This window comes from Streptomyces sp. NPDC026394 (assembly GCF_055567735.1).
This window is the reverse complement of record NZ_JBVHPX010000001.1, coordinates 244,470-267,181: the sequence shown is the minus strand read 5'-3', so window position 1 is coordinate 267,181 and position 22,712 is coordinate 244,470. Positions and strand designations below refer to the sequence as shown.

Annotated in this window: 14 protein-coding genes; 3 read left to right on the top strand and 11 right to left on the bottom strand. The window is 73.6% G+C overall.

Annotation, left to right across the window (positions count from 1 at the left end; all coding sequences use genetic code 11):
* Positions 1–32 precede the first annotated feature (32 nt).
* Positions 33–1,445, top strand: a complete 1,413-nt coding sequence (locus tag ACZ4QV_RS01210; protein ID WP_361146884.1) for an ABC1 kinase family protein — start codon at positions 33–35, stop codon at positions 1,443–1,445.
* Between the two features lie 52 nt (positions 1,446–1,497).
* Here the strand turns inward: ACZ4QV_RS01210 and ACZ4QV_RS01205 are convergent, their stop codons facing one another.
* From ACZ4QV_RS01205 to ACZ4QV_RS01185, 5 genes are all read right to left on the bottom strand, one after another.
* A complete protein-coding gene (locus ACZ4QV_RS01205; RefSeq protein ID WP_361146887.1) occupies positions 1,498–1,698 on the bottom strand; it encodes a hypothetical protein in 201 nt (66 codons plus the stop codon).
* Positions 1,699–1,860: 162 nt separating this feature from the next.
* On the bottom strand, positions 1,861–2,190 hold the full coding sequence (locus tag ACZ4QV_RS01200; RefSeq protein ID WP_361146889.1) for a hypothetical protein: 330 nt from the start codon (positions 2,188–2,190) through the stop codon (positions 1,861–1,863).
* A complete protein-coding gene (locus ACZ4QV_RS01195; protein WP_003984433.1) occupies positions 2,187–2,540 on the bottom strand; it encodes a WhiB family transcriptional regulator in 354 nt (117 codons plus the stop codon). Before ACZ4QV_RS01195 ends, ACZ4QV_RS01200 begins: the two co-directional genes overlap by 4 nt.
* Positions 2,541–2,660: 120 nt before the next feature.
* Positions 2,661–2,993, bottom strand: coding sequence for a hypothetical protein (locus ACZ4QV_RS01190; RefSeq protein ID WP_361146892.1), 333 nt, complete (start codon positions 2,991–2,993; stop codon positions 2,661–2,663).
* 142 nt (positions 2,994–3,135) lie between these two features.
* On the bottom strand, positions 3,136–5,412 hold the full coding sequence (locus ACZ4QV_RS01185) for an ATP-dependent DNA helicase UvrD2 (protein ID WP_467762459.1): 2,277 nt from the start codon (positions 5,410–5,412) through the stop codon (positions 3,136–3,138).
* A gap of 197 nt (positions 5,413–5,609) precedes the next feature.
* On the opposite strand from ACZ4QV_RS01185, the gene ACZ4QV_RS01180 reads away from it, so the two are divergent.
* Positions 5,610–5,864, top strand: coding sequence for a mycoredoxin (locus ACZ4QV_RS01180; RefSeq protein ID WP_361146898.1), 255 nt, complete (start codon positions 5,610–5,612; stop codon positions 5,862–5,864).
* A 124-nt stretch (positions 5,865–5,988) separates the two neighbouring features.
* Here ACZ4QV_RS01180 and ACZ4QV_RS01175 read toward each other — a convergent pair whose 3' ends face one another.
* The 6 genes from ACZ4QV_RS01175 to ACZ4QV_RS01150 all read right to left on the bottom strand — a co-directional run bounded on the left by ACZ4QV_RS01175 (position 5,989) and on the right by ACZ4QV_RS01150 (position 19,259).
* On the bottom strand, positions 5,989–7,092 hold the full coding sequence (locus tag ACZ4QV_RS01175) for a helix-turn-helix domain-containing protein (RefSeq protein WP_361616687.1): 1,104 nt from the start codon (positions 7,090–7,092) through the stop codon (positions 5,989–5,991).
* 443 nt (positions 7,093–7,535) lie between these two features.
* Positions 7,536–8,471 (bottom strand): NAD(+) diphosphatase, encoded by a 936-nt coding sequence (gene nudC / locus ACZ4QV_RS01170; RefSeq protein ID WP_361146904.1) that lies wholly within the window; start codon positions 8,469–8,471, stop codon positions 7,536–7,538.
* 782 nt (positions 8,472–9,253) lie between these two features.
* Positions 9,254–10,654 carry a dipeptidase gene (locus ACZ4QV_RS01165; RefSeq protein ID WP_361586408.1) on the bottom strand — a complete coding sequence of 467 codons (1,401 nt, stop codon included), beginning with the start codon at positions 10,652–10,654 and terminating at the stop codon, positions 9,254–9,256.
* 56 nt (positions 10,655–10,710) lie between these two features.
* Complete coding sequence (locus tag ACZ4QV_RS01160) at positions 10,711–14,601, bottom strand: ATP-dependent DNA helicase (protein ID WP_467762458.1); 3,891 nt, start codon at positions 14,599–14,601, stop codon at positions 10,711–10,713.
* A gap of 131 nt (positions 14,602–14,732) precedes the next feature.
* On the bottom strand, positions 14,733–18,230 hold the full coding sequence (locus ACZ4QV_RS01155) for an ATP-dependent helicase (protein WP_467762549.1): 3,498 nt from the start codon (positions 18,228–18,230) through the stop codon (positions 14,733–14,735).
* A gap of 564 nt (positions 18,231–18,794) precedes the next feature.
* The gene (locus ACZ4QV_RS01150; protein ID WP_467762457.1) at positions 18,795–19,259 is read right to left on the bottom strand and encodes an MGMT family protein; all 465 of its coding nucleotides are present in this window, start codon (positions 19,257–19,259) and stop codon (positions 18,795–18,797) included.
* 782 nt (positions 19,260–20,041) lie between these two features.
* Here ACZ4QV_RS01150 and ACZ4QV_RS01145 point away from each other — a divergent pair.
* Complete coding sequence (locus tag ACZ4QV_RS01145) at positions 20,042–22,573, top strand: lysylphosphatidylglycerol synthase domain-containing protein (RefSeq protein WP_467762548.1); 2,532 nt, start codon at positions 20,042–20,044, stop codon at positions 22,571–22,573.
* The last annotated feature ends 139 nt before the right edge of the window (positions 22,574–22,712 follow it).

Below are 22,712 nucleotides of genomic sequence, written 5' to 3'. Positions count from 1 at the left end.
CCGGTTGGGGACAGTGTGAGTTGGAGGGGCGCATGTCAGATCTTCCCCGCAAGGCGGTCACCCGTACCGCCAAGCTGGCCGCGCTGCCACTGGGATTCGCCGGCCGCGCCACCTGGGGGCTGGGCAAGCGGATCGGCGGCAGATCGGCGGACATCGTCGGCCGCGAGCTCCAACAGCGGACCGCCGAGCAGCTCTTCCGGGTGCTCGGCGAGCTGAAGGGCGGCGCCATGAAGTTCGGGCAGGCGCTGTCGGTCTTCGAGTCGGCGCTGCCGGAGGAGATCGCCGGCCCGTACCGCGCCGCGCTCACCAAACTTCAGGAAGCCGCGCCGCCGATGCCGACCGATTCGGTGCACGCGATCCTGGCGGAGCGGCTGGGGGCGGACTGGCGTGAGCTGTTCACGGAGTTCGAGGACAAGCCGTCGGCGGCCGCGTCGATCGGCCAGGTGCACCGCGCGGTCTGGCACGACGGCCGGGAGGTGGCGGTCAAGGTCCAGTACCCGGGAGCGGGAGCGGCCCTGCTGTCCGACCTGTCCCAACTGGGCCGTTTCGCCCGGCTGCTCGGGCCGCTGATCCCCGGTATGGACATCAAGCCGCTGATCTCCGAGCTGCGGGACCGGGTCTCCGAGGAGCTGGACTACGCCCTGGAGGCGGAGGCCCAGCAGGCACACGCCGAGGAGTTCGCCGACGATCCCGACGTACGGGTGCCCGCGGTGGTCCACCAGAGCGACCAGGTGCTGGTGACCGAGTGGATGGAGGGCGTCCCCCTCTCGGAGGTCATCGCGAACGGCTCCCAGGAGGAGCGCGACCGGGCCGGTCAGCTCCTCGCCCGCTTCCTCTTCTCCGGCACCGCGCGCACCGGTCTGCTGCACGCCGACCCGCACCCGGGCAACTTCCGGCTGCTGACCGGCGACGCGCCCGGCGGCCCCGCGGAGAAGTGGCGGCTGGGCGTCCTGGACTTCGGGACGGTCGACCGGCTGCCGGACGGCCTGCCGTCCACGATCGGCGCCTCACTGCGCATGACGCTCGACGGTGAGGCCGAGGCGGTCTACGAGCTGCTGCGCGAGGAGGGCTTCGTCAAGGAGTCCATCGAGCTGGACCCCGACGCGGTGCTGGACTATCTGCTCCCGATCATCGAACCGGCCCAGGTGGACGCCTTCACCTTCACCCGCTCCTGGATGCGCACCCAGGCCGCGCGCATCGCCGATCCCCGCTCCCCCGCCTACCAGCTCGGCCGCCAGTTGAACCTGCCCCCTTCCTACCTGCTCATACACCGCGTGACGCTGAGCACGATCGGCGTCCTGTGCCAGCTGGGAGCCACCGTCCGCCTGCGCGACGAGCTGGAGTCCTGGCTCCCTGGCTTCACCACCGACGCCGCCTCCGCCGACGCTTCCGCCCCGTCCGTCCCCGGACAGAGCAACCCCGCGGAGGAGGAGACACCGGCCTGAGGCGCGGGCCAGAGCCTGCGGCGCGGGCCAGGCGGGAGCCGCCGGCCGCCGTTCACCGCGTCGGCACCGGGTCCAGGTGGGATTCGATGACGCGGAGGTTGGCCCGGGTGCAGGTGTCGCAGAGGTGCTGGCGGGTGCCGTTGGCGATGGTGCAGGTCCAGGTGGCCGGGGTGCCCTCGGCCGTGGCTCCGCACTGGGCGCACTCCGCGTCGTCGGTGGTCAACCCCGCCTGTTCATAAGTCTTCTGGTTCATCAGCCGACAATATCCCCGTCACCGCCGGGAAAGGGGGCACAACGCCTCAGGGGCCGCCCAGTTGGACAGCCCCTGAGATGTGTGATGTTGCGGTGGCCGCCTGATGCGGTGGTGACACCGCTGGGCGGCCCGGCACCGTACGGATGCCGGGCAGCCGACGGGTCACTGCATGACGGCCATGGCCAGAGCGCGCCGGGCGCGCAGCGACGCCCGCTCGGCGCGGCGCTGCATGCGCCGGGCCGCGGCGAGGCGCTGGGCCCTGCGTTCGGACTCGGCCTCCTGGAGGCGCTGTTGCATATGTGCGCGCGCCAGGGCTTCTGGGATGAGTTGCATTTCACGGGTCCTGTTCTGACGCGACTCGATCACGCCGGAGTTCGCTGGTGCGGTGGTGTCGGTGAGGGTGGGGTTCATCGGGTCCTGCTTCTGGGGGTCCCGCTGGGCGGGACGGTCGATCGTTCCTGTGCCGCTGGTGTACGTGCCGCCGAGATTCATGCCGCGACCGGGTTCTTGCGCGGGCGGCCACGCGGACGCTTGCGGGGCACCACGACGCCCTGGACGAACAGTTCGCCGCCCCAGACGCCCCATGGCTCACGACGGTCCTTGGCGCCGGCGAGACACGCCTCGCGCACCGGGCAGGTCTGGCACAGGGACTTGGCGTACTCCACGTCGGCCGGGGTCTCGGCGAAGAAGACCTCGGGGTCGTAGGTACGGCACGGCACGGCGGCGCCGAGTCGGTCGATCTCGTCGTCGAGCTCGGTGAGGGGCAGCAAAGGGGTCTCCTGGGAGTCGGGCGGGGGGATCAGGTCGGTGGCGACGGACGGGGTGTGCGTCTGGAGTTGCACGGTGGTGTGTTCCTCGTCTGTTCGGCCCGGCTGGTGGCTGGGCTCATGGGCAAAGCAAAAGGGCCGCGGATCCCGGTGTGGGTTCCGCGGCCCTGGAAGGTGCCGACCTGATCATGCGAATCAGGCTGGATCTCTCCAGGGTTCGTGCCCGCGGTGGGCCCACGTGTCCTGCTGCGTCTCGTACTGCTTCCGGGATTCGGCACCGTTGGCCGCCGCGCCGGCGAAGGCATGCGCATTCGATGCCTGTGCCGCTGCCGCTACTGCGGGTGCCTGGGTCGGTCGCTCGTCGCACTCGTTCTTGGGCAGGGACACCAAGGAAGCGGCACGGGAGACCTCAAGACCGGACAGCCGACCGAAGCCGGACAGACCGGTGCCCGGGAGCGAGGCGCCGAGCATGCAGGTGGCGACGACCGAACGATCGGTCATTTTCTGGGTCTCGATGAAGCTGATCACTGGTCTCGCCTCCTCTCGGCGTCTCGGCGGACCGGAAAATCCGGTCCGGGCTTGTTCAGTACAACACGAAACCGGCGGATCCCGGAAGGCCCGTCGTCTTCGTGCCTGTGAAGGCTATGGGGATGCGCTCCGCGCGCGCAAACTATTTTTCTGACGACTTTCCGGAGGTTCTTGCACCGCCCTCCGGAAGATCGTCCGGCGACGGCCCGTCCGCTGCCGGAACGAGCTCCTCACCTGCGCACAGCGCGAGGACGTCGGCGCCGAATCTGCCCAGCTTGCGTCCCCCCACACCAGGGATGCCCGCCAGCTCCCCTTCGGTTCCCGGAACGGCCTCGGCGATCGCCATCAGCGTCTTGTCCGTGAAGACGCAGTACGCCGGCTGGCCCAGCCGCCGCGCCCGCTCGGCCCGCCAGTCGCGCAGCCGCCCGTACAACGCCTCGTCGAGCTCACAGGGGCAGTCGTCGCAGCGCATGAGCTTCATTTCACCCGCATCGGTGAGCGTCTTGCCGCAGACCCGGCAACGGGCGGGCGACCGGGTCCGGCGCTTGCCCGCGCCCCGGGCCATGGCGCCGCCCCGCTCGACACCGCCCGCGGCGGCAGCCGCCGCCCGGCGCCCCGCGCCCCCCGAACCGGGCCGCAGGCCGTCCAGGAAGCGGCTGGGCCGCCGGACGGCGCGGCCGCCGGGTGCGCGCGACAGGGACCACGAGAGCCCCAGATGCAGGCGGGCCCGGGTCACGCCCACGTACAGCAGGCGGCGCTCCTCCTCGACCTGCTCGTCGGTCTTGGCGTAGGTGATCGGCATCATGCCCTCGGTGAGGCCGACCAGGAAGACGGCGTCCCACTCCAGGCCCTTGGCCGCGTGGAACGAGGCGAGCGTCACACCTTCGACGGTCGGCGCGTGCTGGGCGTTGGCCCGCTCGTCCAGCTCGGCGACCAGGTCGGCGAGGGTGGCCGCCGGCCGGGCCTCGGCGAAGTCCTCGGCGAGGCGGACCAGCGCGGCCAGCGACTCCCAGCGGTCCCGCACGGCGCCGGAGCCGGCCGGGGGCACACTCGTCCACCCCATGTCGCTCAGCACCGCCCGGACCTCGGACGGGAGGTCCACAGCGTCGTCGAGGAGGGCGTCGTTGGCGCCGAAGCGGGCGGCGCCGCGCAGCTTGACGCCCGCCTCGCGCACCTCGGGCCGCTCGAAGAACCGCTCGGCACCACGGAGCTGGTACGGCACGCCATGGTCGGCGAGGGCCTGCTCGTAGACCTCGGACTGCGCGTTGATGCGGAACAGGACCGCTATCTCGCTGGCCGGCACGCCGGACGCGATCAGATCGCGGATACGGCGGGCGGTGCCCTCCGCTTCCGCCGGCTCGTCCGCGTACTCCGTGTAGGCGGGCTCGGGGCCGGCGTCCCGCTGCGAGATCAGCTCCAGCCGGTGCTCGGCGGCGCGGCCGCGCGCCTGGGAGAGCAGCCCGTTGGCGAGGTGCACGACCTGGGGGGTGGAGCGGTAGTCCCTGACCAGCTTCACGACGGTGGCGTTCGGGTGGCGGGTGCGGAAGTTCAGCAGGTGGTCGGGGGTGGCGCCGGTGAAGCTGTAGATCGTCTGGCTGGCGTCGCCGACGACGCAGAGGTTGTCGCGGTCGCCGAGCCACAGGTCGAGCAGCCGCTGCTGGAGCGGGCTGACGTCCTGGTACTCGTCCACGACGAAGTGCTGGTACTGGGCGCGGACCTGCTCGGCGATGTCGTGCCGGTCCTGCAGGACGCCGACCGTCAGCAGCAGCACGTCCTCGAAGTCGATGGTCCCCCGGTCGCGCTTGAGCTGCTCGTACGTGCCGTAGATCTGCCCGATCTCGGCCGGGTCGCGGGGGGCCTCGCGCCCGGCCTTGTGCACGGCGGCCGGGTAGTCGGCGGGCACGCTCTGGGTGACCTTGGACCACTCGATCTCGCCCGTGACGTCACGCAGCTCGTTGCGGTCCAGGCGGATCCGGCAGCGGGCAGCGGCCTCCGCGACCACCTGGACCTTGCGCTCCAGCAGTCTCGGCACCTCGCCGCCGACCGCCTTCGGCCAGAAGTACTGGAGCTGGCGCAGCGCGGCCGAGTGGAACGTCCGGGCCTGCACCCCGCCCGCCCCCAACTGCCGCAGCCGCCCGCGCATCTCCCCCGCCGCGCGGGCGGTGAAGGTGACGGCGAGCACCGTGGACGGCTGCAGGATGCCCGCACGCACGCCGTACGCGATGCGGTGGGTGATCGCGCGGGTCTTGCCCGTCCCGGCGCCCGCCAGGACGCACACGGGGCCGTGCAGGGCCGTGGCGACCTCGCGCTGCTCGGGGTCCAGGCCGTCGAGCACCGCGTCGGCACCCGCGGGCGTGGCCGGGAACTGGGTCGCGGCCGCAACCTGCGGGAAGAGAGTGGAGTCCGATGCTGCTGTCACCCGACCATGCTGCCAGGTCGACCGGGGCAGCCGGGAAAGTTGTCCGCAGCCGTCACCCCGCGGTCGTACGAATACGCGGGCCTACAGAAGTGGAACCGTACGCGTACGGGAGCGGCCCGGCACGGGCGGGAATGGTCCGGGGCGGGCAGGCGTTCTCGTACTGCAAACACGCCGAGATTGAAGGAGCGCGAGGACCCATGGCGGGCACTGTGACGATGTACAGCACCACGTGGTGCGGCTACTGCCGTCGGCTGAAGGGCCAGATGGACCGCGAGGGCATCGCGTACACCGAGATCAACATCGAGCACGACCCCGAGTCCGCGGCGTTCGTCGAGAAGGCCAACGGCGGCAACCAGACCGTGCCGACCGTCCGGATCGTTCCCGCCTCGGGCGAGGAGTCGGTCATGACGAACCCGTCCCTGGCCCAGGTCAAGCAGGCACTCGGCGTCTGAGCGACGGCTCGCACCGAGCCCACGGGTTCACGCGGGCGAACCCCCGGTCGTCTCGGCCGGGGGTTCGTCGTACGCGCGCCCGGCGCGGCCGGGAGGAGCGTCGTCGTCCGAGACGAGGGCCGCGTCAAGCCTTGACCTCTGCCATGAGCATACGCAGCGTGAGCGAGTGTTTCCCGGGCGGCAGCCGGTCCAGAGCCGCCTGCGCGTACGCCACCCCTCCGGCACGGTCGCCGGACCGTGCCAGCATGAGCCCGCGGTGCATCTCCAGGTGCGTGGCGAACCTCGGCAGGCTCACCGGAAGCTCGCGGTGTGCCCGCTCCTGGGCGTCGACCGCGCCCCTCTCGTCCCCCAGACGGGCGAGCAACAGCGACAGGAAGACGTTCATACGCCACCAGGGCACGGCGTAGTCCGACGTCTGCTCGCGGGAACCGGCGCGGTCGAAGAGGCGTCGGCCGCGTTCGGCCAGCCGTTCGGCGGTCGCCCTGTCGCCCCGCACCGCTGCCGCGTGGGCTTTCCCCATCACGGCGTTCACCAGCCCGAGAGACGGCTCCTCGGAGATCGCCATGGCCTGGTCCGCCAGGATGTCGGCGACGCCAAGGGAAGCGCCCTCGTACCCGAGGGCGATCGCGGCACGGCCGCGCACCCATACGCGGGCCCGTTCGTCTCCGGACCGGTCGGCGGCCCGGACGGCGGTGCGGTACCAGGAGACGGCCTTGGCGCCGTCCGAGCCGGGGAACGTCTTGGCGTACAGGGTCATGAGCCGTGCGGCCACCGACCACAGGCGAGGGTCGTCGAGCTGCTGCTGCACCACGACGAGTTCACCGGCCACGCGGCGCTGGATGTCGGCGGCCCCCATCGACATGTAGTCGGTGCCGTACGTGGCCAGCTTGGCTTCCCACTGTTCCGCCGACGGGCCGCCGCGCAAGCGAGCGGCGAAACCCACGCTGAGCAGGTCGGAGGCGACCACGGGGGCTATCGCGGTGGCGGCCACGTCGCTGATGAAGGCACGCCGGCCCACTTCACCCTCAAGAGTGGCCGGCGGAACGTCCAGGACGGCCGACAGGTGGCGGAGGTGATAGGCCCCCGGTACCACCTTGGAACACTCCCAGCGGCTCACGTATTCACGCGTCAGCCCTGTACCGAACATCTTGTTGATCTCCGAAGCCAGCCGCCCCTGACTCCAGCCGCGAGCCTTGCGCAGATTCCTGATGAGCTCCCCGATGGGCATGGACCCATAGTGCTCCTTCGCCCGCTGCCCGGGGGGCAGCAGACGGTGCTGCACCAGAACTTGCCCCTATGGATGCCACTGGGCGCCAGGTCCATACAGGTCGATCGTGTCGGTATGACAGAAGGCGCGGCGTGCAGGAGCGAGGTGTGCGAAGTGTGCGAGCTGTTGAAGGCGCTCGAAAGGGACGGGCGGGAGAGGCGGGACCAGTCGCGGGAGGTCGACGCCCGGGTACGGTACCGGCGCCATATGAAGGAGGCGCACCAGCGGGAGGTTCCGCTGCCGGGGTGAGGGGTGCGGGCGGCGTGGTTCCGGCGTGCCCGTTTCCTTGTGGCATTTGTGCGGCCAAGGGCAGACAGCCCAGACGGTAGCCGCAGCCGGTGCAGAACCCGGGGCCTGGTGGCGGGGCCGGGCCGGGGCCTGTCGCGGCCCCGGCCGGGGTGGTCCTACGGCTTGGGCAAGGGCTTGCCGTACCAGGCTTCGATGAGGCGGGCGGCGATCGAGATGCCGTACGGGGGCAGGACCTCGCCGGACTCGAAGGCGGCCTTCAGGTCCTCGCGGGAGAACCAGCGGGCCTCTTCGATCTCCTCGCCGTCGACCTGGATCTCGGAGGACGTTGCGCGGGCCATGAAGCCGAGCATCAGGCTGGACGGGAAGGGCCACGGCTGGCTGGCGACGTACTCGACGTCGCCGACGACCACGCCCGCCTCCTCGAAGACCTCGCGGGCCACCGACTGCTCGATGGACTCACCGGGCTCCACGAAGCCGGCCAGGGTGGAGAAGCGGCCCTCCGGCCAGTGCACCTGGCGGCCGAGGAGCGCGCGGTCCTCCTCGTCCGTGACCAGCATGATCACGGCGGGGTCGGTGCGCGGGTAGTGCTCGGCGCCGCAGGCGGGGCAGCGGCGGATGTGGCCCGCCGCCGCGATGACGGTGCGTTCGCCGCAGCGGGAGCAGAAGCGGTGCAGGCGCTGCCAGTTCTCCAGGGCGACGGCGTGCACGAGCAGCCCGGCGTCGCGCGGGGACAGCAGCAGGCCCGCCTCGCGCAGGCCGGCGGGGCGCGCGGACTGGTCCATGCGCCCCGGGAGCGAGTCCTTCTGGAGCGCGAAGTAGCGCACGCCGTTCTCGTCGGTGCCGAGGAAGTAGCGGTGCGTCTCGGTGAGCGGCGCCTCGAAGGACGGCGTCATCACCAGTTCGGTGCGGCCGTCGGGGGTGTCGTCGACCAGTGCCTGGCCTCCGGAGACCACGAAGACGCGCGTCGTCGGGTGGCTCCAGGCCGCCGCGAGCCACGCCTCGTCGAGGCGGTGGTGGGCGGCTCTGTCGATGCCGCTCGGCGCGCTGAACGTGATCGGCCGGTCGGCGCTGTGGTCGGTCCAGGTGGTCACTGCGGTTTCCAACTCCCCCTATGGGCGTGGGTGGTTGCTGCTCGCGAGCACGGCCGCCGGACGAACGGCGGTGCGGGCTCCTCGGGCGGCGGTGCAAGCGGCGTGGGTGGTACGGCGGCGGGTGCGCAGGGTGGGTGGTGGCGCGGGAGGACGGGTGTGGGTGTCGGGGCGAGCCACCGGGCGAACGCCAGGGCGGGTGCTGAGGCGGGGTCCGGGGCGGGTGCCGAGGCGGACGCCGAAGCAGGTCCCGGGGCGAGGTCCAGGACGGGTGCCAAGGCAGGTCCCGGGGCGGGGCCCGGGGCGGGCGCCAAGGCAGGTCCCGAGGCGGGATCCAGAGTGGGTGCTGTGCGTCGGGCTCCCGGCGGCACGGAGTTCCGGGCCGGTCACGGGCACGGGCACGGTCGCAGCCGTGGTCACGGCCGGCCCGCGTACGGACCGGCGGTCCCCGCGTACGGACCGGCCGACCTCGCGTACGGACCGGCCCGCCTCGCACGCGAACCAACCGCCTTCCGACACGGACCGGCCCGCCTCGTGTGCCGAGCCCCAGGACGTCGGGGTCTCCGGCCCGGTCACGAGCGCGGCCGTACCGCTCACGAGTCGGCCGGTCCTCTGCCCCGGACGCCCGGCCACCGCGCCCACCCGCCCGGTCACGGACACGGCCGCGCCGCCCCCGGGACGGGAGCCGGATGCGGCATCCGCCCAGGGGTGGGCGCCGGGCGTCACCGTGGAGCGGCCCGTCGGCCCGGTCACGGCCACGGGCGTCGGTGCGGTGTGGTCACGGATCAAGCGACGCGCCAGTTCTCCGCCAGGTCGCCCCACAGGTGCGCGGCGGTCTCGACGCCCTTCATCAGCAGGTCCAGCTCGACCTTCTCGTTCGGGGCGTGCCAGCCGTCCGAGGGGATGGATATGCCGAGGAAGAGGACCGGTACGCCGAGGACGTCCTGGAGGTCGGCGGCCGGGCCCGAGCCGCCCTCGCGGGTGAACCGGATCTTCTGGCCGAAGGCGCGGCCCATGGCCCGTACGACGGACTGCAGGGCGGGGTGGTCGAGCGGGGTCAGGCAGGGGCGGGTGGCGCCCCAGAAGGTGATCTCGTGGCGGATGCCGTCGGGCAGCCGGGCGGCGACCCAGTCCCGTACGGCCTGCTGCACGGCGGCCGTGTCCTGGCCCGCCACCAGGCGGAAGGACAGCTTCAGTTGCGCCGCCGACGGCACGATGGTCTTGCCGCCGGGGCCCTGGTAGCCGCCGCCGATGCCGTTGACCTCGGCGGTGGGGCGGGCCCAGATGCGCTCCAGGGTGCTGTGGCCGGTCTCGCCGAGCGCGGCGTGGGAGTGGGCGGTACGCAGCCACTCGGACTCGTCGAAGGGCAGCTCGGCGAAGAGTTCGCGCTCGCGGTCGGTCAGCTCGACGATGCCGTCGTAGAAGCCGGGGACCGCGACCCGGCGGTCCTCGTCGTGGAGGGCGGCGGCCAGGCGGGCGGCCTCGGTCGCGGGGTTGGGCACCGCGCCGCCGAAGGAGCCGGAGTGGATGTCCTGGTCGGGGCCGTACAGGTCGATCTGGCAGTCGGTGAGGCCGCGCATGCCCGTGCAGACGGTCGGGGTGTCCTTGGACCACATGCCGGTGTCGGAGACGATCACGGCGTCGCAGGCCAGACGGTCCGCATGCTTGGTGATCAGGGCGGGGAAGTTCGGGGAGCCGGACTCCTCCTCGCCCTCGATGAGGAGCTTGAGGTTGACGGCCGGGGCGGTGCGGCCGGTCGCGGCGAGGTGGGCGCGGACGCCGAGGGTGTGGAAGAACACCTGGCCCTTGTCGTCGGCGGCGCCGCGTGCGTACAGCTTGCCGTCGACGGTCTGCGGCTCGAAGGGGTCGGTGTGCCAGCCGTCCTCACGGGCGGCGGGCTGCACGTCGTGGTGGCCGTAGACGAGGACGGTGGGGGCCGACGGGTCCCCGGAGGGCCACTCCGCGAAGACGGCGGGAGCACCGTCCGTCTCCCAGATCTCGGCGGTGGGGAAGCCGGTCGCGGTGAGCCGGCCGGCCAGCCATTCGGCGCTGCGGCGCACGTCGGCGGCGCGCTCCGGGTCGGCGGACACCGAGGGGATGCGCAGCCAGGCGGCCAGGTCGTCGAGGAACTCTTCGCGGTGGACGTTGATGTAGGCGCGGACGGCGCTGTCCGAGGTGGTGCTCATGTGTCCGAGCCTATCCGGCTCGCGGGCGCGGTCGGCCGCCGGTCTCATCGATCTTGTCACCTCTGCTCTCCTCCCGCGGTGTCCGTCTCCGCGTCTCTCCCCACGTCTCTCTCCGCGTCCGTCTCCACGGCTGCCTCGCCGATGGTCCGTGCGGGTTCGCCGAGCAGGATGCGTTCCAGTCCGGCACGGTCGGGCAGCCGCGGCGGCCGGACCGTCTCGCCGCTGCGTACGTACAGGAACGCGGCGTCGACCGCGGACAGCGGCAGGCCGTGCTGCTCGGCCCAGGCCACCCGGTAGAGGGCGAGCTGCAGGGGGTCGGCGGTCTGCGCGTGGTGGGTCTTCCAGTCGATGATCTCGTACCTGTCCCCCTGGGGGCCGCGGCTGCGGTAGACGGCGTCGATACGGCCGCGGATCACCCGGCCCGCGAGGGTGACCTGCACCGGAACCTCGATGCGGTACGGGGTGCGCCGGGCGTACGGGGTGCGGGCGAAGGCGTCCTTGAGGGCCGCCAGGTCGTCCTCGTCCCTGATCGGGTCCGCTTCTCCGGCCGCTTCCCGTGCGCGGGCTTCGCGGCCGTACGCGCCGCCCGGCAGCTCGTCGGGACCGAGCAGCGGCAGTGTCAGTTCCTCGAAGCGCGATTCCACCCAGGCGTGGAAGCGCGTACCGCGGCGGGCGGCGGGCCGGGGCGGGTGCGGCATGGGGCGCGCCAGCTCCCGGGTGAAGCCGTCCGGGTCGGACGCGAGCCACAGCAACTGCGAGGCGCTGAGCGAGGACGGCAGGGGCACGTCGCGCACGGTCGCACGGGACCGCCGCAGCTCGTCGGCGAGCGCGTCGAGGTCGCGGTCCCAGGAGGCGACGGTCCTGCGCTCCTCGGGGAGGAGGGCGGGGTCCGGAGCGGTTCGGGGGGCGCGGGCCTGGGCCGGTACGTGGGGCCCCGGTACGTGGGGCCGCCGGTCATCGGCGCGTGCGGCACCGTCCGAGGGGCGTACGGCACCGTCCGAGGTGCGGGAACCGGTGCCGGTGCCGTCCGGCCGGTCGTCGTCCTCCGGGTGCGCGGGCCGCTCGGCGCTCCAGGCGTCCCAGTCGGCGAGGTCGTGCTCGGGACCGGGGCCGAAGCCGGGCCCTTCGGCGTCGCCGGCTGCGTACGCGTCTTCGTAAGAGGCGCCCTCGCGAGGGTCACCCTCGTAAGGATCGTTCTCATACGGAACGTCCTCGTACCGGCCGGGTACGGACGCGGCGCCCCCCACCGCGGGATGCGGGGCGTCGTGGGTGGCCGCGGCCTCCGGACCGCCGGCCGCGGCGGCGTGCGGCAGTGCGGCACCGGCGCTCGTGCCCGCGCCGGTGCCGGCGTCCACGCCTGCGCCTGTACCGGTGCCGGTGCCGCCTCCCGGCATCCCGTCCAGGTACGCCAGGACCGTCGCGGCGGCCGCTCGCCGGCGTTCCTTCGCCACCGCGTCCAGCGGCAGCGGCCATTCCCGTTCGGTCTCCGCCTCCTTCAGCGACGGGTTCTCCGCGCCCTCCTCGGGCGCGTCGGCCCACTCCTCGATCTCGCCGTGACCGGCCTCGCAGTGGGCGCGCAGGGCCTCCAGGAAGGCGGACGGGCCGCGGGGCCGCTTCTGGTCGGGGCCCCACCAGTGGCCGGAGCCGAGCAGCAGGGAACGCGGGCGGGTGAAGGTGACGTAGCCGAGGCGCAGTTCCTCGACGGACTGGTGGTCCTTCATCTCCTCCTTGAAGGACTTCAGGCCACGGCTGCTCCAGTCGGCCACGTCCGGCAGTGTCGCGGCGTCGCCGCGCAGGGCGTGCGGCAGCACCTTGGGCCGGGTGAGCCAGGAGTCGCGGGCCTGCTCGCTGGGGAACTGCTTGCCGACCAGGCCGGGGACGGCGACCACGTCCCACTCCAGGCCCTTGGACTTGTGGGCGGTCAGCACCTTGACCGTGTTGTCCCCGCCCGGGAGAGAGCTGTCCAGGCCCTTCTCGTGCTGGACGGCCGTGCGCAGGAAGCCCAGGAAGGCGAGGAGCGTCGCGTCGCCGTCCAGGGCCGCACCGCCCTGCTTGGCGGCGAAACCGGCGGCGATGTCCAGGAAGGTCCCCAGGGTTTCCCGGCGGCGGGCCGCCAGCGCGCGCGGGGACGCGGACAGCTCGACTTCCAGGCCGGTGACGGACAGCACCCGGTGCAGTACGTCCATCAGGGGATCGCCCGCGGAACGTCGCAGCTCGCGCAGTTCGCGTGCCACGTAGGCGAAGCGGACGCGCGCCTCCGGGGAGAACGGCAGGCCGTCGTCGGGGCGGCCGTCCGACTCCAGGAAGGTGTCGAGCGCGTCGGCGAGCGAGATGGTCTCGGCGGGGTCGACGCCCTCCACGGCCTCGGCCAGCCGCCGTTCGGGGTCCCCGGACTGGCCGTCGCGGTGGACCAGGAGCCGTGCCCGGCGGCCCAGGAGAGCCAGGTCACGGGGGCCGATCTGCCAGCGCGGGCCGATCAGCAACCGTACCAGGGCGGCGTTGGCCGTGGGGTCCTGGACGACCTCGCACACCGCCACCAGGTCGGCGATCTCGGGCAGGTGCAGCAGCCCGGACAGGCCGACGACCTCGACCGGGATCTCCCGCGCGACCAGCTCGCCCTGGATTCGGGCGAAGTCGCCGGCGGTCCGGCACAGCACCGCGATCTCGCCGGGCGGGGTGCCCGTACGCACCAGGTGGGCGATGTTCCCGGCGAGCCAGGTCATCTCCTCCGCGTGGGTGGGCAGCAGCGCGCAGCGCACCACGCCGTCGCGCTCCGCGCCCGGCGCCGGACGCAGCGCCTCGACGCCCGCGTGCATGGCGCGGAGCGGCGCGGCGAGCCCGTTGGCCAGGTCGAGCAGGCGGCCGCCGCTGCGGCGGTTCTGGCTGAGGGCGGAGCGGCCGGCCGGGCTGCCGTCCTCGAAGGGGAAGTGGTCGGGGAAGTCGTCCAGGTTGGCGACGGAGGCGCCGCGCCATCCGTAGATGGCCTGGCAGGGGTCGCCGACGGCGGTCACCGCATGGCCCGTACCGCCGCCGAACAGGCCGGAGAGCATGATCCGCTGCGCCACGGAGGTGTCCTGGTACTCGTCCAGGAGGACGACCTTGAACTCCTCCCGGAGCAGCGCGCCCACCTCGGGGCGGGTGGTCGCGAGGGTCGCCGACAGGGCGATCTGGTCGCCGAAGTCGAGCAGCTCGCGCCGCCGCTTCTCGGCGCGGTACGTCCTGACCAGCTCCAGCAGCTCCAGGCGGCCGCGGACCGTCTCGGGCACCTTGCGCAGGTCGGCGTTGGTCAGTTTCACCTGGCCGAGGGCGGCGAGCAGCTCGGTGTCGTACGTCCGCAGCCGGTCCGGCTCCACCAGGTGCTCGGCCAGCTCGCCGTCGAGCGCGAGCAGGTCCTCCACGAGGGCGGGCAGCGACTTCGTCAGGGCGGGATACGGGCCGGGGGCGGTGCGCAGCACCCGGGCGGCGAGCTGGAAGCGGGTGGCGTCGGCGAGGAGGCGGGCGCTGGGCTCCAGGCCGATGCGCAGGCCGTGGTCCTTGAGGAGCTGACCGGCGAAGGAGTGGTACGTGGAGATCCGGGGTTCACCGGGGACGCCGTCCCCGGCGCCCGGGACGCCCCGCCCCGGGCCATCGGAGCCCGGACCGGCCGCGCCGAACGGATCGGCCGGCTCCGTCACCCCGGCCGCCGCCAGAGCCTTGCGGACGCGCTCCGCCAGCTCGCCCGCCGCCTTGTTCGTGAACGTCAGCCCGAGCACCTGCTCGGGAGCCACCTGGCCCGTGCCGACCAGCCACACCACGCGCGCGGCCATGACCGTGGTCTTGCCGGAACCGGCGCCGGCCACGACGACCTGCGGGGCGGGCGGTGCGGTGATGCAGGCCGTCTGCTCCGGGGTGAACGGGATGCCGAGGAGCTCCTTGAGCTGCTCGGGGTCGGTGATGCGAGCTGACACATCCGAGACCGTATCCGCCCCCACTGACAATCGCGGCAAACGCCTGCTGAGCGGGCCGGCGAAGGCGGCGAAGGCCGCCGTTCACCGCGGTGGCCGTCACACCCGCAGCGGGGGCGGCCCCGCCGTCCCCGTCAGTCCACCACGTGCTGCCCCTCCGGCAGGGCCGAGCAGGCGCTGCGGAACGTGCAGTGGGTGCAGTGCTGCCCCGTGGTGGGCGTGAAGCGCTCCTCCAGGACGCGGCCCGCGGCGGTGGCGAGCAGCTCGCCCACCCAGTCCCCGTCCAAGGGCCCTTGCGCCTGGACGGCGGGGAGCGCGTCCCCGCCCTCCTTCTGGGGCGCGCCCAGCCGCAGGTGGACGAGTTCCGCGCCGCCCGGCTCGGGCCGCCGCCCCTCGAAGGCGGCGTCCACCGCTCCGGTGCGCACCGCCAACTGGTACACGGCGAGCTGCGGGTGCCGGGCGACCTCCGGCCCGGTCGGCTTCTGCTTGCCGGTCTTGAAGTCGACGACGTACGCCCGGCCCTCCGCGTCCCGCTCGACGCGGTCCATGCTGCCCCGGATGCGGACGGCGTACTCGCCCGCTTCGAGGGTGACGTCGAAGGCGTGCTCGGTCGCGACGGTCTCGCGGCCCAGCGTGCCGCGCTCCATCACGTGCCAGCGCAGGAAGCGCTCCAGTGCGGCGCGCGCGTTGTCCTTCTCCTGCCGCGACTTCCAGGGCGCGTCGAAGGCGAGCGTGTCCCATACGGAGTCCAGGCGCTCCATCAGGACGGACAGGTCGGCAGGGGTACGGCCGGAGGCGACCTCGTCGGCGAGTACGTGGACGACGTTGCCGAAGCCCTGGGCGGCGGTCGCGGGCGTGTCCGCCTTCACCTCGCGTCCCAGGAACCACTGGAGCGCGCAGGTGTTGGCGAGCTGGTCCAGCGCGCTGCCGGAGAGCGTCACGGGGCGGTCGCGGTCGCGCAGCGGCACGGCACTGTGCGTCGGCTCGTACAGGCCCCACCACTGGTCCGGGTGGGCGGCCGGTACCAGCGGCTGGCCGTCGTCGTCGCGCAGCGCCGCCAGCTTCGCCAGCCGGCGCGCGGCGGCCTCCCGCAGCGCCGGAGTGGCGTCCGGGTCGACGGTGGTGGCCCGCAGCTCCGCGACGAGCGCGGCGACCGACAGCGGACGGCGGGGGCGCCCGGTGACGTCCTGCGGCTCCACGCCCAGCTCCGTCAGGAAGCGGGACGGCTGGTCGCCGTCGTCGGACGCGGCCTTGACGGCGGTGACCACCAGGCGCTCCCTGGCCCGGGTCGCCGCCACGTAGAACAGCCGGCGCTCCTCGGTGAGCAGCGCGCCCGGGGGCAGCGGCTCGGCCAGTCCGTCGCGGCCGATCCGGTCCGCCTCCAGGAGCGAACCGCGCCGGCGCAGGTCGGGCCAGAGCCCTTCCTGTACGCCGGCCACCACGACGAGCCGCCACTCCAGCCCCTTGGAACGGTGCGCGGTCATCAGGCGCACCGCGTCCGGCCGGACGGTCCGGCGGGTCAGGGTGTCGGCGGCGATGTCCTGGGCGTCCAGCTCCTCCAGGAAGTTCAGGGCGCCCCGGCCGCCGGTACGGGCCTCCGCCCGGGCGGCGGTCTCGAACAGCGCCACGACGGCGTCCAGGTCGCGGTCGGCGTTACGGGCCGCCGCGCCGCCGCGCCGGGCGGTCCGCTCCAGCCGCTGGGACCAGGTGGGGGTGCCGTCCCACAGGGTCCACAGGGCCTCTTCGGCGGTGCCACCGCGGGCCAGCAGGTCGCGGGTGGTGCGCAGCAGCTCGCCGAGCTGCCGTGCGCCCCGCGCGTACGCCGGATCGTGCGCGACCAGGCGCTCCGGTTCGGCGAGGGCCCGCGCGATCAGTTCGTCGGAGGGCCGCGGTACGTCGTGCCCGGCGGCCCGTTCCTCCTCGCGCAGCGCCCGCCCGAGCCGGCGCAGGTCGGCGGCGTCGAGACCGCCGAGGGGGGAGGTCAGCAGGTCTATGGCCGTCTCGGCGGAGAGCCCGGGCGCCGTCTCGGGAACCCGGTCTGCCGGTACGGGGGCATCAGCAACGGAAACATCATCGGCAGGGGCGTCAGCGGCCGAGACGGCATCGTCCGAAGTGCCCTCGGCCGAGGCGCCCTCGGACGAGATGCCCACGCCTGAGGCGTCCTCGGCCGAGGCATCAGCAACGGAGTTCCCATCACCGTCGGCCGGCACATCGGCATCAGGCACGTGCGCCTGCGCTGCCGCAGGCGCGGCAGCCGCCGAAGCCGCCACCCGCAGGGCCGTCAGCAGCGGTGCCACCGCCTGCTCCTGCCGCAGCGGCAGCTCGTCGCCGTCGATCTCCAGGGGCACACCGGCCGTGGTCAGGGCCCGGCGCACGCCGGGGAGGGAACGGGCGCCGGCGCGTACGAGGACGGCCATGTCGCGCCACGGCACGCCGTCCTCCAGGTGCGCGCGCCGCAGGATGTCCGCGATGTTGTCCAGCTCGGCGCCCGGCGTCGGGTACGTGTAGACCTCGACGCGGCCGCCGTCCCGTACCGCCGCCAGGTCGCGGTGTGCCCGTACCGCCCGGGCCGGGAGGCGGGTCAGCGGCATACGGGCGGTGAGCCGCCGGGTGGCCGCCAGCAGGGCCGCGCCCGAGCGGCGGGAGGTGCCGAGCACCTCGACCGGCGCCGGGGTGCCGTCCGTACGGGGGAACATCGCCGGGAAGTCGAGGATGCCGTTGACGTCGGCGCCGCGGAAGGCGTAGATCGACTGGTCCGGATCACCGAAGGCGACGAGCGTACGGCCGCCGCCGGCCAGCGCGCGCAGCAGCCGCACCTGCGAGGCGTCCGTGTCCTGGTACTCGTCGACGAACACCGCGTCGTAACGCGCCGCCAGTTCCGCCGCGACCTCGTCGCGCTCCGCGAGCAGCACCGCGCGGTGCACCAGTTCGGCGTAGTCCAGCATGCCCTGGGCGTCCAGCACGTCCAGGTACTCGGCGAGGAATCCGGCCGCCGCGCCCCAGTCGGGCCGCCCCGTACGCCGCGCGAAGTCGGCGAGCGCGTCCGGGCCCAGCCCCAGCTCCCGGCTCCGCGCGAGCACCGCGCGGACCTCGTCCGCGAAGCCGCGCGTCGTCAGGCAGGCGCGCAGTTCGTCCGGCCAGCGCACCCGGGCCCGTCCGGCGGCCGCCAGCCCGGCCTGCCCTTCGAGGAGCTCACGCACGACGAGGTCCTGCTCGGGCCCGGACAGCAGCCGCAGCGGGTCGGCGAACAGGTCGGCGTCCTGATGGGCCCGTACGAGCGCGTAGCAGTACGAGTGGAAGGTGGTCGCCTGCGGGGCGGCGGTGCTGCCCAGGCGCGCGGCGATCCGGTCCCGCAGTTCGACGGCGGCCTTGCGGCTGAAGGTCAGCACGAGCAGCCGCTCGGGGTCCGCGCCCTCCTGGACGCGCCGGGCGACCGCCTCCACGAGCGTCGTGGTCTTGCCCGTACCCGGACCGGCGAGGACCAGCAGCGGCCCGCCGCCGTGGTCAACCACAGCGCGCTGACGTGCGTCCAAAGCAGGAGGGTCCGCCGGTCCCGGCCGGGTACGCACCAGTCGGTACGCGCCGGTGGCATCCCGACGCGCCGGCCGCCGGCGCGGCTGCGCGGACGGCATGGCCGAGGCCGAGAAGGAGGAACTCACGTGGATCGCCGGTCCTGGGAGGAGGTGCTGGTCGTGGTGTGCACCGCGGTGCGGGGCGTGGCGGTGCGGCCACCGCGCCGGACGCCGGGCGGCGGGGCGGTGGTACGGAACGTGCCCGACGCTACGCCAGGTGGCGCACGAGCCGCAGTCCGTCCCACGACGGTACGTCGGACGGGGGCGTCCGTGACGGATGCGGCGTACGGGGTGCGTGAGCTGAACGGGCCGGGAGGGCCGCACGGGTCGAACATGGCAGGTCTGCCGGGTGGACCGCACACATCACGTGAGCCGCACGCACTGCGGGAGCCGCACGCGTTGCGGGAGCCGCACGCGCCGCATGGGCAGCACGCGCCTCTGGAGCGCCCGACCATGCCGACCGGGTCAGCACGCGCCGGACCCGCTCGTCACGAACCCGTACGCCTCGGCCCCGCTCGTCACGAACCCGTACGCCTCGGCCCCGCATCCCCCGGACGGACGTACTACGGACGCACCCGCTCCACTCCCACGGATCTCAACAGCCCCGCCGACATCACCGCCCCCTCAGCCCTCCACCCCCGTATCGCGCCCGTCCCACCGGGCCCGTCGCATGTCGAGGCGCGGTACATGCCCCTCGGCGGACCTGGACGCCTCGCGCAGCGGGGTGCCCTCCTCCCGGTAGTGCGCCAACGCGCGCAGCTCGCTGCCCGGCAGCAGCTGCCCGTCCGCGCGCACGACGCGCCACCACGGCACGGCGCCCCCGTACAGCGCCATCACCCGGCCCACCTGGCGCGGCCCGCCCACGCGCCGCCCGGCACCGGCCCCCGCGGGCCCTCCGCCGGAGGGCGGCCCCTGCCCCGGCTCGCCCGGCGACTCCTCCCCCGCGAGCCACTCGGCGACGTCGCCGTACGTCATCACCCGCCCGGGCGGGATCAGCTCGGCGACGCCGAGGACCCGTTCCGCGTACTCGGGGATCTCCCCGGTGCCGTACTCGGGAATGTCTTCCGCCGTCCCACTCATTCGGCCCATCCTGCACCACACCACCGACAGTCCCGCCCCGTCCGCGCGGCGGCCCGCCGACGGCGTGCGCGGGCGGTCGCGGCGGCGTATGTTCCGTTTCCCGGCCCTTCGAAATGCACCCTGATGCCCCCCGCCTCCTCCCGGCCATGCCACCATCTTCCGGGCGGTGACTGGTGATACGAGATCAAAAAGAGACGGCCGAACAGCAGGGTGCGGTGCCTCCACGGGAGGCCGGCACCCCTGAGGCGCTGTCCTCCGCCACCCCCGCCCGGGGGGACGGAAAACCACGGGGGAAGCCGTCACAGGCTTCCGAGACCGAAAAGGCGAGCACGATCGAGAAGGCCGGAAGAGCCGACGAGCCCGCGAGTCCGGAGGAACCGGAAGGGCCGGCCGGGCCGGCGGGGCCGGACCGGCCCTGCCGGGCGGACACGGCGACCGCTTCCACCGGAGCGGAGGGCACGGCAGAAGAGGAACGCACCGCCGGCGGGACGGCCGGCCCGGACCGGCCGGGCGACACGGGCCGGGCTGCCGGGACGGGAGCGACCGCCGAGGGCGAAGCGACCACCGGGACCGGGGCGACCGCCGAGGCCGGCGCCACCCCCGACAAAGTTGGCAAAGTCGACAGCACCGAGAAAGCCACCAGCAGCAGCAAGGGCGACAAAAGCAGCAAAACCGACAGGCTCGATCGCCCGGCCCCGCTGCCCGACCACGTAGGCAGCGAGTTCCACGTCGACCAGGTCTCCGGGGACGAGCCGCTGCTGCCCGCCCGGGTGCACCGCCCGTCCGACCTGATGCGCCTGCTGCTCGGCATCGTCGGCATCGCGCTGGTGCTGCTGCTGGCGACGTTCGCGCACGGCACGACCCAGGGTCTCCAGCGCGACATCGGCGAGGGCGCCGGCCTGGCACCCCGCCTGCTGATCAACTTCGCCGGGCTGGCGTCCAGCGTGGCCGTACTGATCGTCCCGGTGGCCTTCGCCATCGAACGGCTGATCAAACGGGACGGGCTGCGGATCGCGGACGGGGTGCTGGCCGCGGTCCTCGCGCACGGTGTCTCGCTCGCCACCGACCTGTGGGTCGCCGAGGCCGCCCCGGAGTCCATCCAGGTCGCGCTGACCCAGCCGCTGGCCAACGGCGGGCTGACCCCGCCGGTGCACAGCTATCTCGCGCCGGTCATCGCGTACATGACCGCGGTGGGGATGTCGCGGCGCCCGCGCTGGCGGGTGGCGATGTGGTGCGTGCTGCTGCTCGACGCGTTCGCCGTGCTCGTGGGCCGGTACACGACGCCGTTCGCCATCGTCACCACCATCCTCATCGGCTGGACGGTGGCCTTCGGGACGCTGTACGCGGTCGGCTCGCCCAATGTCCGCCCCACCGGCCAGAACCTCCTCGCGGGCCTGCGCCGGGTCGGCTTCCACCCCGTCCGGGCGGTGCGCGCCGAGGACATCGGCACCGCCGAGCACCCGGAGCACGCCGACCGCGGCCGCCGCTACATCGTCACCCTGGAGGACGGCCCGCCGATCGACGTCACCGTCGTGGACCGTGAACGGCAGGCCCAGGGCTTCTTCTACCGGGTGTGGCGCCGGCTGTCGCTGCGCGGCATCAACCAGCGCCGCAGCCTCCAGTCGCTGCGCCAGGCGCTGGAGCAGGAGGCGCTGCTGGCGTACGCGGCCATCGCGGCCGGCGCCAACGCGCCCAAGCTGATCGCCACCTCCGAGCTGGGCCCGGACGCCGTGATGCTGGTGTACGAGCACATCGACGGCCGGCCGCTGGACTCGCTGCCGGACGAGGAGATCACCGACGATCTGATGGGCAACGCCTGGCGGCAGGTGGCGGCGCTCCAGTCGCGGCGCATCGCCCACCGGCGCCTGGTGGGTGACGCCCTTCTGGTGGATCGTTCCGGCAGGATCTTCCTGACCGATCTGCGCGGCGGTGAGATCGCGGCGGGCGACCTGGTCCTGCGGATGGACATCGCGCAGTTGCTGACCACCTTCGCGCTGCGGGCCGGCGCCGAGCGGGCGGTGGCCGCGGCCGTCGACGTCCTCGGCCCGGACACGGTCGCCGACAGTCTGCCGCTGCTCCAGCCGATCGCGCTGAGCCGCACCACCCGGGCCACCCTGCGCCAGTTGGGCCGCGAGCGTTCCGCGCGGGAGCGGGAGGCGGTCCTGGAGGCGTCGCGCGCCGCCAAGGAGCGCAAGGCTGCCGAGGCGGCCGGGCGGGGCGGCGCGCACACACAGGAACAGCCGGCCAACCGCAAGGTGGCGCGCGCCGAGAAGAACGCCGAGAAGCGGGCGGTCGACGAGGCGCTGGAGGAGGCCCGCGAGGAGGACCTGCTCTCGCAGATCCGCCAGCAGGTGCTGCTGATCCGGCCGACCGCGCCGGTCGAGCCGGCCCGCCTGGAGCGGATCAGGCCCCGCACCCTCGTCAGCTGGATCGCCGGTGTCTTCGCCGCGTACTTCCTGCTGTCGCAGATCACCCACGCCAACTTCGGCCAGGTCGGCGAGGCGCAGTGGCTGTGGGTGGCGGCGGCGATGGCCTTCTCGGCGCTGACCTACCCGGCGGCGGCGATGAGCCTGCTCGGCTTCGTACCGGAGAAGGTGTCCTTCCTGCGGACGGTGATCGCGCAGGTGGCGGGCAACTTCGTCAAGCTGGTCGCGCCGGCCGCGGTCGGCGGGGTGGCGCTGAACACCCGCTTCCTCCAGCGGTCCGGCATCCGGCCCGGCCTGGCGGTGGCGAGTGTGGGCGCGTCCCAGCTCTTCGGCCTGGGCTGCCACATCGTGCTGCTGCTGACCTTCGGCTATCTGACCGGCACCGAGCGCACCCCGTCGCTGTCCCCGTCCCGCGCGGTGATCGCGGGCCTGCTGACGGCGGCCGTGCTGGTGCTGGTGGTCACCGCGGTCCCGGTGCTGCGCAAGTTCATCGCCACCCGCGTACGGTCGCTGTTCGCGGGGGTGGTGCCGCGCATGCTGGACGTGCTCCAGCGTCCGAAGAAGCTGGCGATCGGCATCAGCGGCACGCTGCTGCTCACGGCGGCGAACGTGCTGTGCCTGGACGCCTCGATCCGCGCGTTCGGCGGGGGCGGGCAGCTCAGCTACGCGGCCATCGCGGTGGTGTTCCTCGCGGGCAACGCGGTGGGCTCGGCGGCGCCCACCCCCGGCGGTGTGGCGGCCATCGAGACCGCGCTGACCACCACGCTGACGCTGGCCGGGCTCACCGCGGACATCGCGTTCCCCGCGGTGCTGCTGTTCCGGCTCATGACGTTCTGGCTGCCGGTACTGCCGGGCTGGATCTCGTTCACGCAGCTGACCCGTAAGGGCCAGATCTGAGCGCCCGGCACGGCGGAGGGGCCCCACCCCCGGGGGGGGGGGGGCCCCCCCCGGGGGGGGGGGGTGGGGGGGGGGTGGGGGGGGTTTTGGGGGGGGCCGTGGTTTTCCCGCCGGTTTGGGCGCCCGCGGCGGGGGCCCC